Origin of the sequence: Streptomyces sp. NPDC059373 (assembly GCF_042751495.1) — a bacterium.
Classification (GTDB): domain Bacteria; phylum Actinomycetota; class Actinomycetes; order Streptomycetales; family Streptomycetaceae; genus Actinacidiphila.
In genome coordinates this window covers 184509-199107 of record NZ_JBHYXC010000005.1, presented here as the reverse complement: position 1 = coordinate 199107, position 14599 = coordinate 184509, and the positions used below count along the sequence as shown (strand labels likewise).

Annotated in this window: 15 protein-coding genes and 1 tRNA gene; 5 read left to right on the top strand and 11 right to left on the bottom strand. The window is 70.9% G+C overall.

The features are described from left to right. Window positions 1-132: 132 nt before the first annotated feature. The 4 genes from ACFXJ5_RS12405 to ACFXJ5_RS12390 form a co-directional block, all read right to left on the bottom strand. Window positions 133-861: a PIG-L deacetylase family protein gene (locus ACFXJ5_RS12405; protein ID WP_384630292.1), complete on the bottom strand. Its 729-nt coding sequence runs from the start codon at window positions 859-861 to the stop codon at window positions 133-135. A gap of 2 nt (window positions 862-863) precedes the next feature. Continuing rightward, window positions 864-1772 carry an LLM class flavin-dependent oxidoreductase gene (locus tag ACFXJ5_RS12400; protein ID WP_384630291.1) on the bottom strand — a complete coding sequence of 303 codons (909 nt, stop codon included), beginning with the start codon at window positions 1770-1772 and terminating at the stop codon, window positions 864-866. Window positions 1773-2276: 504 nt separating this feature from the next. Further along, a complete protein-coding gene (locus ACFXJ5_RS12395) occupies window positions 2277-2990 on the bottom strand; it encodes an IMP cyclohydrolase (RefSeq protein ID WP_384630290.1) in 714 nt (237 codons plus the stop codon). A 98-nt stretch (window positions 2991-3088) separates the two neighbouring features. Next, window positions 3089-4267, bottom strand: coding sequence for a TDT family transporter (locus tag ACFXJ5_RS12390; RefSeq protein ID WP_384630289.1), 1179 nt, complete (start codon window positions 4265-4267; stop codon window positions 3089-3091). A gap of 70 nt (window positions 4268-4337) precedes the next feature. Here ACFXJ5_RS12390 and ACFXJ5_RS12385 point away from each other — a divergent pair, with 70 nt between their 5' ends. The 4 genes from ACFXJ5_RS12385 to ACFXJ5_RS12370 all read left to right on the top strand — a co-directional run bounded on the left by ACFXJ5_RS12385 (window position 4338) and on the right by ACFXJ5_RS12370 (window position 8804). After that, window positions 4338-5300 (top strand): LysR family transcriptional regulator, encoded by a 963-nt coding sequence (locus tag ACFXJ5_RS12385; protein ID WP_384630288.1) that lies wholly within the window; start codon window positions 4338-4340, stop codon window positions 5298-5300. Between the two features lie 217 nt (window positions 5301-5517). Then, window positions 5518-6789, top strand: coding sequence for a ricin-type beta-trefoil lectin domain protein (locus ACFXJ5_RS12380; protein WP_384630287.1), 1272 nt, complete (start codon window positions 5518-5520; stop codon window positions 6787-6789). Further along, entirely contained in the window at window positions 6789-8174 is a 1386-nt protein-coding gene (locus ACFXJ5_RS12375; protein WP_384630286.1) for a ricin-type beta-trefoil lectin domain protein, read from the top strand. Before ACFXJ5_RS12380 ends, ACFXJ5_RS12375 begins: the two co-directional genes overlap by 1 nt. 192 nt (window positions 8175-8366) lie before the next feature. Beyond that, the gene (locus ACFXJ5_RS12370) at window positions 8367-8804 is read left to right on the top strand and encodes a YybH family protein (RefSeq protein WP_384630285.1); all 438 of its coding nucleotides are present in this window, start codon (window positions 8367-8369) and stop codon (window positions 8802-8804) included. A 78-nt stretch (window positions 8805-8882) separates the two neighbouring features. Here ACFXJ5_RS12370 and ACFXJ5_RS12365 read toward each other — a convergent pair. The 7 genes from ACFXJ5_RS12365 to galU all read right to left on the bottom strand — a co-directional run bounded on the left by ACFXJ5_RS12365 (window position 8883) and on the right by galU (window position 13905). Continuing rightward, a tRNA-Ala gene (locus tag ACFXJ5_RS12365) sits at window positions 8883-8956 on the bottom strand. A gap of 72 nt (window positions 8957-9028) precedes the next feature. Beyond that, window positions 9029-9901 (bottom strand): divisome protein SepX/GlpR, encoded by an 873-nt coding sequence (gene sepX, locus ACFXJ5_RS12360; RefSeq protein WP_384630284.1) that lies wholly within the window; start codon window positions 9899-9901, stop codon window positions 9029-9031. 129 nt (window positions 9902-10030) lie between these two features. Then, window positions 10031-10651 carry a GNAT family N-acetyltransferase gene (locus ACFXJ5_RS12355; protein ID WP_384630358.1) on the bottom strand — a complete coding sequence of 207 codons (621 nt, stop codon included), beginning with the start codon at window positions 10649-10651 and terminating at the stop codon, window positions 10031-10033. Next, entirely contained in the window at window positions 10648-11169 is a 522-nt protein-coding gene (locus ACFXJ5_RS12350; protein ID WP_384630283.1) for a molybdenum cofactor biosynthesis protein B, read from the bottom strand. Before ACFXJ5_RS12350 ends, ACFXJ5_RS12355 begins: the two co-directional genes overlap by 4 nt. Then, window positions 11166-11615: a cyclic pyranopterin monophosphate synthase MoaC gene (gene moaC, locus ACFXJ5_RS12345; RefSeq protein WP_384630357.1), complete on the bottom strand. Its 450-nt coding sequence runs from the start codon at window positions 11613-11615 to the stop codon at window positions 11166-11168. Before moaC ends, ACFXJ5_RS12350 begins: the two co-directional genes overlap by 4 nt. A gap of 71 nt (window positions 11616-11686) precedes the next feature. Beyond that, window positions 11687-13000 (bottom strand): molybdotransferase-like divisome protein Glp, encoded by a 1314-nt coding sequence (gene glp / locus ACFXJ5_RS12340; protein ID WP_384630282.1) that lies wholly within the window; start codon window positions 12998-13000, stop codon window positions 11687-11689. Beyond that, complete coding sequence (galU, locus tag ACFXJ5_RS12335) at window positions 12997-13905, bottom strand: UTP--glucose-1-phosphate uridylyltransferase GalU (protein WP_384630281.1); 909 nt, start codon at window positions 13903-13905, stop codon at window positions 12997-12999. Before galU ends, glp begins: the two co-directional genes overlap by 4 nt. Window positions 13906-13986: 81 nt before the next feature. Here galU and ACFXJ5_RS12330 point away from each other — a divergent pair, with 81 nt between their 5' ends. Beyond that, on the top strand, window positions 13987-14589 hold the full coding sequence (locus ACFXJ5_RS12330; protein WP_384630280.1) for a 5-formyltetrahydrofolate cyclo-ligase: 603 nt from the start codon (window positions 13987-13989) through the stop codon (window positions 14587-14589). Window positions 14590-14599 lie beyond the last annotated feature (10 nt).

Here is a 14599-nt window from a genome sequence, read left to right as displayed (position 1 = left end):
GGTCCGCCGACGGTTGCTTCTCCTACGCCGAAGCTTGCGCAGGGCTGCTCGTGTGCTCACGTGGTGACTTTCGTTCGACTGTTCGGGAGTTCCTCGTCCGTCAGTCGCCACCACCCCCACAAAGGTTGCCGCCTACGCGAACAGTCCTCGCACGGCCCGCCCTTCGGCGCTCTCCGTCCCCGGCCCTGCCAGGTATTGGAAGTACTCCGTCCCGAGCGCCACCTCCCGCAACTCCGGGTGCCGGTCCAGTGCGGCGACCCGCGCCCCCCGCGCGAACTCCGAGTCGTGCGACCGCAGTGCCCGCCACTTGACGTCGAGCCAGTCCCGTACGTCCACGGCCACGTACGGCCCTCCGGCCCCGGCCCGGACCCGCTCCTCCCCCGCCGCGTCGGTCAGCACGTCCGCCAGCTCCTGCGGCACCGTGGCGAGCCACACCTGCTCGACCGCCCACTCGTCGGCGGCCGCCTCGACCGCCCCCAGCGTCGCCTCGTGCACGCGGATGTGATCCGGATGGCCCGACAACCCGAACGCGTCGTACGTCACCACCGCTACGGGCCGCAGTTCGCTTATGTACGCGGCAAGTTCGCCGACGACCACGTCGAGCGGCACATCATTCAACGCCCGGTCGGCATACCCCAGCATCCGCGACTCGCCGACCCTCAGCTCGGCCAACGCCGCGCCCAGCTCGCCCGTCCGCGTCCCCGGCGCCGCGAACGACGACCCGTCCGCCAGCTCACCGCTCGTACACGTCATCACCGCCGTACCGATCCCCTGCGCGGCCGCCCGCGCCAGCACCCCGCCCGTCCACAGCGACTCGTCGTCGGGGTGCGCGTGCACCGCCAGCAGCGGGACCCCGGCCACCCTCATCCGCGACCCAGCGCGGCCAGCGCGTCCCGCACCTGCCCCGCCGGGTCCGCCCCGACCGGCCGCAGAACGACGGTGTCGGCTCCCGCGTCCCACAGGCTCCGGATCCGCTCCGCCGCCGTCGCGACGGGACCCGCTGCCAGGAAGACGTCGTCGGCCGGGACCTTGAGCCAGCCCATGTACTCCTCGACGATCGGCGCCGTGGCCGCCGCGACCCGTTGCGGGTCGTCCCCAACGCACAGATGGGTGAAGACGATCACCTCATGCGACGCCGCCCCGGCCTCACCGATGCCCTTGCTGATGTGCCCGATCGCAGCCTCGATCTCCCGCGGCCCCTGGCCCTCCGCGATGACCGTCCCGTCCGCCACCCGCCCGGACAGCTCCAGCGACCTCGGCCGTACGACCCCCGCGACCACCGGCGGAGCCGCCGCCGGCGGATGCACCAGCCGTACGGCGTCCATGCGTACGGTCTGCCCGGCCACCGTGAGGGTCTCCCCGCGCAGCAGCGCCTTGACGGCCGCGATCGTCTCCTCGAGCAACGCCAGCTTCCGCGGCGTGGCCGCCCCCACCTGCGCCATCCACTCGGGCGCGCCGTGCCCGATGCCCGCGATCAGCCGCCCCGGGAACACCCGTTCCAGCATGGCCAGTTCCATGGCGAGCAGCGCTGGGTTCCGCAACGGCGCCGGCGCGATGCCGATCCCCACCCGCAACCGGTCCGTCGCGGCGAGCGCGAGCGCCGCCGAGGACATCGCACCGGCCCAGCCGAGGTCCTCCACCACCCACAGGTCGTCCACCCCGAGATCCTCGGCCTCCCGGGCGAACGGGCGGAGTTCCTCCGGTCGGCGGTCCCTGTCGAACATCACGCCGATGCGACGGCGGCGGCCCTGCTGTGAACGATCACTCGACATACCGTCAGCCTATCCACGACGTAGGATCCCGCCCATGTCCGACGGAGGAACTCGCCTGCCCGGCAGGGCCGCCGCCGCAGCCTTCGGCATCCTCTGCGTACTGCTCGCGCTGCTCTCGGGGCTCGCGCTGACAGGCGACACGCGACTCCGGCACCAGCCCCGGCCTTGCGACTACCGCCGTCCCGTGCCGGGGTCGACCACCAACTCGGTGGCGCCTACCCACCGCCCCGCGGCGCCGGCGCCGCGGCCCGCACTTTCTCCAAACTGATGGCCGCCCCCTCCAGAACCGGCCTCGGGCGCTTGACGTAATCGATGGCCATATCGCTCTCCGGAATCAGTCGTCATGCACGCGGGACGCGAGTACGGTACGCCCCGCCCGGCCGCCGCGACCTTCAGAGCAGGGCTGCCCTGAAGGCAGAGCGGTTGGCCGAGGTGTAAGCGTGTTCGCGCTCCTGCCGGGCGAGCCGCAGGGTCACCGGGAACTCCGCTTCGCGAGGGGCTGAGTCACGCCTCGGGGCGGACTTCGGGGCGGACTTCGTGGCGGATCGCCGCGTCGGAGAGGTGGCCGGGCTCGAAGGTGGCCACCGCTACCCGGAATTCCGGGGCGAGCGCGTCCCAGAGTTCCTCCAGGAGCTCGTCGCGGTTGGCGGCTTCGGTGCGGGCCTCGATGAAGGGCTCGCCGGTGGCGACGTGGTGTCCGTCCGATCGGTAGGTGGTCATCATGACGCTCTCGCCCAGGCCCAGGCCCCGGACCGCGAGGGTCAGGACATTGGTCGCGATCCTGCCGCTGAGGCTTCGGCGGGCCGCGCCGAACCAGGCGTCTCCCGGTGAACGCAGGTCCGCAGCCACGGTGATCCGGGGCGTGAAGATCGGCGGGTCGGGCTCGTACTCCAGCCCGTCCAGGGCTGAGGCCGGGTTACGCCCGCTCTGGAGCCGGTCGGCAACGGTGGCCACCTGCTCCCCGTTGCCGAAGACAAGCCAGCCGCCCCGCTCACGGGCGGCCGCGTAGTGCCGCAGGGGATCGTGAGCGGTCTGGTCCGTGGGAGCGACGATCAGTTCCCCGTCCGCACGGCGCAGAGCCCGGGCCCGGGATGCCGCGCTGCGTCCGGTGAGGAAGTACGCCCCGCACAGGGTGCCGTCGAGCGTCCTGGCCCACAGCACTCCCCGCCCCGGATAGCGGTTGACGCACAGAGCCCGGGATACCTGGTCTGCGGTCACGCGCGCTCCTTTGCCGGTCGGGTTTCGCGAGGCGGATCTCGGCAGCGCCACCATCCAAGCAGAGGTGGCCACGCTCCACGTGCCCCGTTTCGGCGTGGTCAGACGGCCGGGGCCCGGGGACAGAAGAGGCTGCCGCGGGCGGAGGCGCGGGCGGTGCGCAGGGCGACGGTGAGCCAGGCGATGACGAGAAGGACGTAGAGGGCTACGGCGGCCCACCGAAGGAACGCCGATCCGGTGTGCAGGGCCAGCTCGGTGGTGCCGGTGACGCACGTGCCGACGGGGAAGGTGAAGCTCCACCAGGTGAGCGAGAAGGGCAGGTGCCGGCGTGCGGTGCGGGCCGTGATGGCGGCGGCGAGGGCCAGCCACATCATGGCGAAGCCCCAGGTGGGCACTCCGTACAGCAGGCCGAAGACCTGCGCCCCGGTGGAGTACGGCCGGGGGAGGGCGGTGTGGGCGACCCCGCCGAGGAGGTTGGCTGCCGTGACCGACTGGCCGAGCGGGCCGAGGACGATCCACAGGGTGGGGACCATGGCGGCGGGGCCGACCTTGTGGTGGACCAGCCGGGCCCAGATCTGGGTGATGATGACGACGCTCGCGAACAGGCTGATGCCGAACATCGCGTAACACGCGAGCAGCAGGGTGAGCCGCAGCTGTCCGGCGGTCGCGAAGGGCACGAGCAGGGCGCCGGTCGAGGCCGACACCATGGGAGGCACGACGGGCATGAGCCAGCCGCCGAACGCCGCGTCCGGGGCAACGGAGTGGCTGGTCATCGCGCGGTAGGGGATCCACACGGCGGTGACCAGACCGAGCAGGGTGCCAGCCGACCACAGCACCGTGTCCACCCCCAGCGCGGCCGGAAGGCCGATCCAGTCCCGCCCCAGGGTCAGGGTGCCGGCCCCCACCGTGAGGAGGGCCATCGCCGGCGCACCCCAGAAGTGGGCCATCACCGGGTTGTCGGCATGGGCCCTGGCCTGGGCACGGTAACGGACCCAGTGCACGGTCCAGGCGGCGGTGAGCGCCACCAGCAGGGCGGCGGCCAGTGCCCATACGACGGTCGCGGCCGTACGCAGTCCCGGCATGTGGACCGGAAGGGTGGCAGCCGCGGTGGCGACGATGCCGGTCCCCATGATCGACGCGTACCAGTTGGGGCCCAGGTTCCGGAACATGTCCGAGGGGCGGTCCAGCTCGCCGAGCAGTCCCAGCGGCAGCCGCGCCGCGGGCCGGGATGCGGGCCTCGGCGGGGCAAGGGTGCTCTTGGTCATCGTTCCGTTGGTCATGCCTACAGCGTTGTCCTGGGCTTTCAGCCTCGGTAGGCGCCAATCCGCGATGGGGTCATAGGCTCGGCTTATGCCCATGCCGAGCCGTGTCAGTGACCTGGCCGCCTTCGATCTGCTGCTCTCCGTCGCGCGGCTGGGCAGCGTGGGCGCCGCCGCTCGTGCTCATGGCGTCACCCAGCCCGCCGCCAGCAGCCGGATCCGCAACCTGGAGCACCTGCTGGGCGTGCCCCTGCTGGAGCGCTCCCCGCGGGGTTCCCGGCTCACCGAGGAGGGCGGGCTGGTGGCCGACTGGGCCCGTACGGCCATCGACGCCGCCGTCGCTCTGGACGCGGGCATCACTTCCCTGCGCAAGACGCTGGAGAGCCGTCTGTCGGTCGCGGCCAGTCTGACAGTCGCCGAATACCTCGTGCCCCACTGGCTCGCGGCCTTCCATGCCTCGGCCGCGACCACCTCGGTCGCGCTGACGACCGGCAATTCCGACGATGTCGCCGCCGCCGTCCTGGCGGGCACGGCGGACCTCGGTTTCATCGAGGGTCCGGACGTACCGGACGGCCTGCGCTCCCGCACGGTCGCCCGGGACACGCTGACGGTGATCGTGAGCCCGGGGCATCCGTGGGCGCGGCGGCGTTCCGGCATCACCACCGAGGAGTTGGCGGCCACGCCCCTGGTGAGCAGGGAGCACGGGTCCGGCACCAGGCGCTATCTCGAACGCGCGCTGCGGCGGACCACCGACAGCGTCCTCGCGGCGCCCATCCTCGAACTGTCCTCCACCACGGCGATCAAGTCCGCCGTCGCAGAAGGCGTGGGCCCGGCGGTGCTCAGCTCACTGGCCGTCACCGGGGAACTCGCCGACGCCAGGCTGGTGTCCGTCCCGGTGCTCGGCCTCGACCTCACGCGGGTCCTGCGTCTGGTGTTCCCGAAGGCGCGGCCGCTGACCGGAGCGGCGCAGGCACTGGCTTCGATCGCCGCTCGCGGCGGCTCCGTGGTCACTCGCGGCGGCTCCGTGGCCTCCCGCGGCGGCACCCGGCCCTGACGTGCCGTTACTGCCTTCCCGGGCATCCGGAGCCCGGCGCGACGTGACAACAATAAGGTATAGACCTTTGCAGAAGTATTGACGCCCATCACCCCCGGCACTTAAATCACGTCCTGAACTAAGCCGTGAGAGAAGCCCCCAGAGTGTCCTGCAGTGTCCCGTCTGTCAGGTGCACGCCTTCTCGCTGATCTCTGACGTCCCCACCAAGGAGTCCGGCATGTCGGCATCACCCCCCACCCGACGTATACGTCCCCTCGCTTTACTGGCCGCCGCCACCCTGCTGCTCTGCGGCTGGCTCCAGCAGGCCCCGTCCCCGCAGGCCGCGAACGCGCCCGCGCTCGCCCCGGCCGCCGCCACCGCGACCTTCACCGACGACTTCAACGGCACGGCCGGCACTCCCGTCAACAGCTCCAACTGGCGCCCCGAGACCGGCGACAACGTCAACAACCACGAGCGCGAGTACTACACCAGCGGCACCAACAACCCCGCGCTCGACGGGCAGGGCAACCTGGTCATCACCGCCAAGAAGGAGAACCCGGCCAACTACCAGTGCTGGTACGGCACTTGTACGTACACCTCCTCCCGGCTGTCGACCGCGCAGACCTTCACCCAGGCGTACGGCCACTTCGAGTCCCGTATGAAGCTGCCGCGAGGCCAGGGCATGTGGCCCGCGTTCTGGATGCTCGGCAACAACATCGGCACCGTCGGCTGGCCCAACAGCGGCGAGCTCGACATCATGGAGAACGTCGGCTACGAGCCCGGCACCATCCACGGCACCATCCACGGCCCGGGTTACTCCGGTTCGGCCGGTATCGGCGCCGGATACACCCTCCCGAACGGGCAGAGCTTCTCCGACGCCTTCCACACCTTCGCGGTGGACTGGTCGCCCAACTCCATCTCCTGGTCGGTCGACGGCATCGTCTACCAGACCCGCACCCCCGCCGACCTGGGCGGCAACACCTGGGTGTTCGACCACCCCTTCTACATCATCCTGAACCTCGCGGTGGGCGGCTACTGGCCGGGCGACCCCGACAGCAGCACGTCCTTCCCGCAGCAACTCACCATCGACTACGTCCACGTCACCACCAGCGACACCTCCACCGCCGTCGGCCATCCGATCACCGGCCTCGGCGGCAAGTGCATCGACGTGGCCGGTGCCAACTCCGCCAACGGCACAGCCGTGCAGCTCTACGACTGCAACGGCTCCGCCGCACAGCAGTGGACGGTCGGTTCCGACGGCACCCTGCGCGCCCTCGGCAAGTGCATGGACATCACCTCCGCCGGTACGGCCGACGGCACGCCGATCCAGCTCTACGACTGCAACGGCACCAACGCGCAGAAATGGACCGTCAGTTCCGCGAACGACATCGTCAACCCGACGGCGAACAAGTGTCTTGACGCGACCGGCAACAGCTCAGCCAACGGCACCAGGCTCCAGATCTGGACCTGCACCGGCGGCGCCAATCAGAAATGGACCGTGACCGGCTGATGAGAAAACTCGCGACCTTCCTCGCCGCCGCCCTCGCCGCCGGCACCCTGGCCGCCCTCGGCGTCACCCAGGCCTCCGCCGCCGACCCGACGGGACCGATCACCGGCATCGGCGGCAAATGCATAGACATAGCCGGTGCGAGCACCACCAACGGCACGGCCGTGCAGCTCTACGACTGCAACGGCACCAGCGCACAGCAGTGGACCGTGAGCTCCGACGGCACCCTGCGCGCCCTCGGCAAGTGCATGGACATCACCTCCGCCGGTACCGCCGACGGCACCAAGATCCAGCTCTACGACTGCAACGGCACCAACGCCCAGAAGTGGTCGATCAGTTCCGCGAAGGACATCGTCAACCCGGCGACGGGCAAGTGTCTTGACGCGACCGGCAACACCTCCGCCAACGGCACCAGACTCCAGATCTGGTCCTGCAGCGGCGGCACCAACCAGAAGTGGACCACGCCGAGCAGCACCACCACGCCGCCCACCACCACGCCGCCCGCCACCAACGCGGTGCAGGCCGTGGCCCCGTACATCTACAACGGCTGGGGCAACCCGCCGGACCCGACGACCATCATGTCGGCCACCGGCGTCAAGTGGTTCACCCTCGCCTTCGTGCTGAGCAACGGCACCTGCACCCCCCAGTGGGACGGCAGCCGTCCGCTGACCGGCGGCGTCGACCAGACCACCATCAACAAGATCCGGGCGGCCGGCGGCGACGTCGTCCCGTCCTTCGGCGGCTACAGCGGCAACAAGCTGGAGTCCTCCTGCACCAGCGCCTCCGCACTCGCCGGCGCCTACCAGCAGGTCATCAACGCCTACGGGCTCAAGGCCATCGACATCGACATCGAGGCCGACGCCTACAGCAACTCCACCGTCCAGCAGCGCACCGTCGACGCCCTCAAGATCATCAAGACCAACAACCCCGGCATCGTCGAGTACGTCACCATCGGCAGCGGCACGACCGGCCCCGACACCAGCCTGATCAACAAGGTCGCCGCCTCCGGCCTCACCGTCGACAGCTGGACCATCATGCCCTTCGACTTCGGCGCCGCCGGCCAGAACATGGGCAACCTCACCATGCAGGCCACCGACGGCCTCAAGAACGCCCTCAAGACCGCCTACGGCTACACCGACGACACGGCATACCGCCACAGCGGCATCTCCTCGATGAACGGCATCACCGACGCCAACGAGACCGTCACCGTCGCCGACTTCCGCACCATCCTCAGCTACGCCCAGACCCACCACCTCGCCCGCCTCACCTTCTGGTCCGCCAACCGCGACCGCCCCTGCTCCGGCGCCTACCCCAACGACGACACCTGCTCCGGCGTCTCCCAAGCCGCCTGGGACTTCACCCGCACCTTCGCCGCCTACACCGGCTGACCCCCCGGCGACAACCCCCCGCTCCCCGGCCGCCCACCCGCGGCCGGGGAGCGGTTGCGTTCACCTTCGGATGCAGGCCTCGGCGTCCCGCACTTCGCCGACCCGGCGAAAGCTCCGCCCTGTGCATCACCTGCGAGGCCGAGTCGGAACCACTCGACGACGAACCGCCGCCGGTAGCGGTCCGCTTCGGCAATGATCTGTGGCCTCGCTCGTCAGTGGGTTCTGGCGGGCGCTTCTGCGCTGGAGAGGGTCCACCTGATGTCAGATCTTGCAGCCGAGCTCACCGGGTTCATGTCGCGGTACGAACAGGCGAACAACAGCCACGACATCGATCGTGTGGTACCGCTGATTGCGGACGACGCCACCTACTGGTTCTCCGACGGCTCCTACGAGGGCCTTGAGGAGATCACAGGGGCGATCGCGCGGACCTTCTCAGCGATCCAGGACGAGGTGTACGAGGTCAGAGATCTTGAGTGGGTCGTTGTCACGGCAGACCACGCCGTGTGCCGCTATCGCTTCCACTGGCGGGGAACAGTGGCCGGGCGGACGCGGACCGGCCAGGGGCGGGGCACGAACGTGATCGTAAGGCGTGACGGGATGTGGAAAATGCGGCACGAGCACCTGGGCTGACCGGCTCGCAGTACTCCCATGCGGTACGGCGCGAAGAAGCCCCCGGCGGATCACTCCGCCGGGGGCTTTGAGCTGCTGTGGACCTGAGGGGATTCGAACCCCTGACCCCCTCGATGCGAACGAGGTGCGCTACCGGACTGCGCCACAGGCCCTTGCAACGAGGAAAACTTTAGCATCTCCGGCGGGGTGGTCAGGCCAGGGAGGGCCGGGGGCCGGGGAGGGGGTTACTCGTTGGCGGCGCGGGGGCGGTCGGGGTTGGAGTACTGGTCGAAGAGGGGGGTGCCGCGGGGGGCGCGGTCGCGGGGGCGGGGGCGGGTGACGGGGGCGGTGGCGAAGGTGGGGCGGGGGGCGGGGACTTCCCAGGTGTCTTCGGAGGGGGCGCGCTGCTGGTCGACCCACTCGGCGTGGTCGGTCTGCTCGACGAGGGCGCGGCGGTCCGCGGCCGCGGGCTGCTCCGGCACGGGGATGGGCTCGGGCGCGGGCTCGGGGTGGGCGGGGCGGTCGCGGAGGCGCTGGGCGGCGTCGGCGGCGCGGCGCTGGTCGAGCTTGACCTCGAAGCGGCGGCGTTCCTGGGAGCGGAGGTGGCCGATGTAGAGGGTGAGCAGGACGGCGGGGACGGCCGGGGCCCAGAGGAGGGCGAGGCCGCCGACGGCGGCGACGACGGCGCCGGCGGTGAAGGCCAGGAAGAGGAGGGTGGTGGTGCGGCGGCGGCGGGCCAGGACCTTGGCCCGGGGGGTGGGGACCTTCGCCTTCCGCTGCCCCGGGACCGGGACCGGCGCCGGGACCGGGGACTTGGCCGGGGACTTGGCCTGGGTCGCGGGTACGGCGAGGGACCGGACGTCGACCGGCTCCTCCGGTTCCGCGTCCAGCTGGTCCGGCTGCCGCTCGGCTGCCGGTTTGTCGTCGTCGTGCTCGTCGCGCGTTTTGGCGTACTTCCGCTCCATCGCCGCCCGTCCGGACAGGAGCCGGATGGCGGTGCTGAAGCGTTCCGTCGGACGGGCCTCGTTGAGCTCGTCCTGCCTACGGAGCCACATTGGCACCAAGTAGGCAGCCCAGGCCCCGACGATGACTGCGTAGATGAGGCCGCTGCTGCTCACGCTTCACACGGTAGGGGGATAAGGCCAGGGCCATACGCAATTTGCTGCGGTGTGTCGCACGATCTGGCTGATACGTCGAAACTTTTTTGTGATTGTGGTCCAGGATGCGCTTTCTTTCGAACGTTTATCTTATTTTTGGTGTGTACCAGGTCGTGCCTGGTGCCAGCGGGTGAGGAGCCCTTCCGGGATCTCCTCGGCCGTGAGGGCGAAGACCAGATGGTCGCGCCAGGCGCCGTCGATATGGAGATAGCGGGGGCGAAGGCCCTCCTCGCGGAATCCGAGTTTTTCGACGACGCGGCGACTGGGGGCGTTCTCGGGGCGGATGCAGACCTCGATGCGGTGCAGACCGACATGGCGGAAGGAATGGTCCACGGCGAGGGCGACGGCGGTGGGCATGACGCCGCGGCCGGCGACGGCCTCGTCGACCCAGTAGCCGATGTGGGCGGAGCACATGGAGCCCCAGGTGATGCCGGCGACGGTGAGCTGGCCGGCAAGGCGGCCCTGGTACTCGATGACGAAGGGCAGCATGCGGCCGGCGTGGGCCTCGGCGCGCAGGTGGCGGACCATCTGGCGGTAGGTGGGGCGCTGGGTGAGGTGGCCGGGCGGGGCGGGGGGCACGGTGGCTTCCCAGGGGCGGAGCCAGTCGCGGTTGCGGCGGTTCACCTCGCGCCAGGCGCGCTGATCGCGCAGCTTTATGGGGCGGAGGAGGACGTCCCCGTCCGCCAGTTCGGCAGGCCAGGACCCGTTCAGCTTGGTCTCCCAGAGGTGTGCCCGGACGTGGGGTGGTCGCCGCCGCGGATCTGGTCGACGGCGTGGGCGAGGAGGGGAGCGAGTACGGCCAGGCCGTCCTTGACGCCGCCGGTGGATCCCGGAAGGTTCACCACCAGGGTGCGCCCGGCGACCCCGGCGACGCCACGTGAGAGGGCGGCCGTGGGGACCTTCTCCCGACCGGCGGCGCGGATCGCCTCGGCGATGCCCGGGATCTCGTAGTCCAGGACGCTCCGGGTGACCTCCGGTGTGCGGTCGGTGGGCGAGATGCCGGTACCTCCGGTGGTTACCACGAGCGCATACTCCCCGGTCACCGCCGCCTGGAGGGCGACGGCGACCGGCTCGCCGTCCGGCACGACCTGCGGGCCGTCCACCGCGAAGCCGAGCCCTTGCAGCGCGGCCACGATCAGGGGGCCGCCCCGGTCCTCGTAGACGCCTGCGGCGGCGCGGTTGGACGCCGTGATCGCGAGCGCGCGGTACGGCTGCGCCGAGGCGGTCACCTCGCACCGCCCGTCGGCGCGGAACGCACCCACTCGCCGGACTTGCCGCCGGTCTTCTCCTCGACCCGTACGTCGGTGATGACGGCGGCCTTGTCGACGGCCTTCACCATGTCGATGACGGTGAGGGCGGCGACGGTGACGGCGGTCAGGGCCTCCATCTCGACGCCCGTACGGTCCGTGGTCTTCACGGTCGCCGCGATCTCGACGGCGTCGTCGGCGACCGCGAGGTCGACCTTGACGCCGGAGACGGCGAGCGGGTGGCAGAGCGGGATGAGGTCCGGCGTCCGCTTGGCGCCCATGATGCCGGCGATGCGGGCGGTGGCGAGGGCGTCGCCCTTGGGGACGCCCTCACCGCGCAGCAGCTCGACGACCCGGGGGGAGACGAGGACCCGGCCGGTGGCGCGGGCGGTGCGGGCGGTGACGTCCTTCCCGGAGACGTCGACCATGCGGGCCGCGCCGGCCTCGTCAAGGTGCGTGAGATGTCGTTGCTGCTCGGTCACCGGGCCACCGTACCGGCTCAGTCGAGCAGTACCACGTCCACCTCGGCGCCGTCCGACACCTCGACCACGTCCTCGGGGACGACGATCAGCGCGTTCGCGTGCGCCAGGGCCTTGACCAGGTGCGATCCGGCGCCGCCCACGGGGGTGACGCGGCCGTCCGCGTACCAGCCGCGCAGGAACTGCCGCTTGTCCTTGGGGGACGAGGTGACGCCGCCCTCGCAGACGGCGCGTACGGAGCAACGGTGGACGGGCTCGACGCCCATGAGGGTGCGGATGGCCGGGCGTACGAAGAGCTCGAAGGAGACGTACGAGCTGACCGGATTGCCCGGGAGGGCCAGCAGGGGGATGCGGGCGGTGCGGCTTTCGCCCTCGGTCTCGCGCTCGCCGCCGACGAAGCCGAAGCCCTGGGGCTTGCCGGGCTGCATGGCGAGCTTGCGGAAGTCGATCTGGTCGCCCAGCGCCTCCTTGACCACGTCGTACGCGCCCACGCTGACGCCGCCGCTGGTGACGAGGAGGTCGGCGCGGATGATCTGGTCCTCGATGGTGGTCCGGAGCGTTTCGGCGTCGTCGACCACGGCGCCGACGCGGTAGGAGAGGGCGCCGGCGTCGCGGGCGGCGGCGGTGAGCATGAAGCTGTTGGAGTCGTGGATGGTGCCCGGGGCCAGGGCCTCGCCGGGCGGGACCAGCTCGCTGCCGGTGGACATCACCACGACGCGCGGCCGGGGCCTGACCCGTACCGTCGCGCGGCCGACGGCGGCCAGCAGCGCGATCTGCGGCGGCCCGAGGACGGTGCCGGCCTCCAGGGCCAGCTCGCCGGCGGCGACGTCGCTGCCCCGGGCCCGTACGTACTGGCCGGGGGCGGCCGGGCGGTGGACCCGGACCTCGGCGCCGGCCGGCTCGGCGCTTGCGGCGCGCATGCCGATCGCCGGGGCCGGGGAACCCGTACCGCCGTCCGTCCACTCCACCGGGACCACGGCCTCGGCGCCGGGCGGCAGCGGGGCGCCGGTCATGATGCGGGCGGCCTCGCCGGGCCCGACGGTGGGCAGCTCGCCGGCGCCGGCGGCGACGTCGCCGATGACGGTGAGGACGGCCGGGTGCTCGTCGGTCGCACCCTCGGTGTCGGTGGTGCGGACCGCGTAGCCGTCCATCGAGCTGTTCTCGAAGGGCGGCAGCGCGACCGGGACGGTGACGTCCTCGACGAGGACGCACCCTTGCGCATCGAGGAGTTGCAGCTCGATCGGCTCCAGCGGCTGGAGCTGCCGCAGGATGTTGTCGAGGTGTTCGGAAACCGACCAGACGCGGTCAGCCGTGCCACGCGCCGTACTGCTCAAGCTTGCATCTCCTCGTTGACATACTGGCGAAGCCAGGACCGGAAGTCCGGTCCCAGGTCATCACGTTCGCATGCCAGTCGGACAATCGCACGCAGATAGTCGCCCCGGTCTCCGGTGTCATAGCGGCGGCCGTGGAAGACCACCCCGTGCACCGGCCCGTCGGGGCCGCCTTCCTGGGCCAGTTCGCGCAGCGCGTCGGTGAGCTGGATCTCGCCGCCACGGCCGGGCTTGGTCTTGTTCAGGACGCCGAAGATCGACGGGTCGAGTACGTAGCGGCCGATCACGGCGTACGAGGACGGGGCCTCGCCCGGCGCCGGCTTCTCGACCAGGTCGGTGATCCGGACCACGTCCTGGTCGGTGGTCGGGAGTATGGCGGCGGAGCCGTAGAGGTGGATCTGGCTCGGGTCGACCTCCATGAGGGCGATCACGCTGCCGCCGTGCTCCTCCTGGACCTCGATCATGCGCGAGAGCAGGGGGTCGCGCGGGTCGATCAGGTCGTCGCCGAGCAGGACCGCGAAGGGCTGGTCGCCGACGTGCGGCTCGGCGCACAGCACGGCGTGGCCGAGGCCGCGCGGGTCGCCCTGGCGGACGTAGTGCATGGTGGCCAGGTCGCTGGACTCCTGGACCTTGGCGAGGCGGGATTCGTCACCCTTGTGGGTGAGGGCCTGCTCGAGCTCGTAATTGCGGTCGAAGTGGTCCTCGAGCGGCCGCTTGTTCCGGCCGGTGATCATGAGGACGTCGGAGAGACCGGCCGAGACGGCTTCCTCGACGACGTACTGGATGGCGGGCTTGTCGACGACCGGGAGCATCTCTTTGGGGGTCGCCTTGGTGGCCGGCAGGAAGCGGGTGCCAAGGCCCGCCGCAGGGATGACAGCCTTGCTGATCCGAGTACGCGCGTGAGTCATGCTCTGCACCATAACCCGTGTGTATGAGGTGAAGATGAAGTTCCGGTTGTTTGATGGGGATAGGCGGGGATTGTGCGCCAAATGGGTGAGGACCACCGTAACAAGTCCGTGTTGCGAGCTGATCTCCTCCGGGTGAGAGCTGCGTTGACGGCGGAGCAACGGGCGGGGGCAGCGCGGGCGATCTCGGAACGTGCTCTTGAGCTGGAGGAATTGGCCGGCGCACGGACGGTGGCCGCGTATGTGTCGATCGGGAGTGAGCCCGGGACACGGGCGTTGCTCGAGGTGCTCCGGGAGCGTGGGGAGCATGTGTTGCTGCCGGTGCTCCTGGAGGACAACGATCTGGACTGGGCGGTGTACGGCGGCCCCGAGGGGCTGGAGCGGTCGCCGCGTGGGCTGTACGAACCGGCCGGCCCGCGGCTGGGGGTGGACGCGGTGACGGAGGCGGACGTGGTGCTGCTTCCGGGGCTCGCGGTGGACGGTCGGGGGATGCGGCTGGGGCGGGGCGGAGGGTCGTACGACCGCGTGCTGGGCCGCCTGGGGGCGGCGGGGGCGGGGGCGGCGTTGGTGGTGCTGCTGTATGGGCACGAGGTGCTGGAGCGGGTGCCGGCCGAGGCGCACGACCGTCCTGTCGACGCGGTCGTCACGCCGGAGGGCGTGACGCGCTTCCGGCGTCCGGGTGGCTGAGGTCCGGGGG

Bases quoted from the DNA above. Each gene is read 5' to 3' on its own strand.
- ACFXJ5_RS12385 (WP_384630288.1), top strand. From the start codon at position 4,338: ATGCCCATGCCGAGCCGTGTCAGTGACCTGGCCGCCTTCGATCTGCTG.
- ACFXJ5_RS12380 (WP_384630287.1), top strand. From the start codon at position 5,518: ATGTCGGCATCACCCCCCACCCGACGTATACGTCCCCTCGCTTTACTG.
- ACFXJ5_RS12370 (WP_384630285.1), top strand. From the start codon at position 8,367: ATGATCTGTGGCCTCGCTCGTCAGTGGGTTCTGGCGGGCGCTTCTGCG.
- ACFXJ5_RS12330 (WP_384630280.1), top strand. From the start codon at position 13,987: ATGGGTGAGGACCACCGTAACAAGTCCGTGTTGCGAGCTGATCTCCTC.
- ACFXJ5_RS12400 (WP_384630291.1), bottom strand. From the start codon at position 1,772: ATGTCGAGTGATCGTTCACAGCAGGGCCGCCGCCGTCGCATCGGCGTG.
- moaC (WP_384630357.1), bottom strand. From the start codon at position 11,615: ATGGTCGACGTCTCCGGGAAGGACGTCACCGCCCGCACCGCCCGCGCC.
- ACFXJ5_RS12390 (WP_384630289.1), bottom strand. From the start codon at position 4,267: ATGACCAACGGAACGATGACCAAGAGCACCCTTGCCCCGCCGAGGCCC.
- galU (WP_384630281.1), bottom strand. From the start codon at position 13,905: ATGACTCACGCGCGTACTCGGATCAGCAAGGCTGTCATCCCTGCGGCG.
- ACFXJ5_RS12375 (WP_384630286.1), top strand. From the start codon at position 6,789: ATGAGAAAACTCGCGACCTTCCTCGCCGCCGCCCTCGCCGCCGGCACC.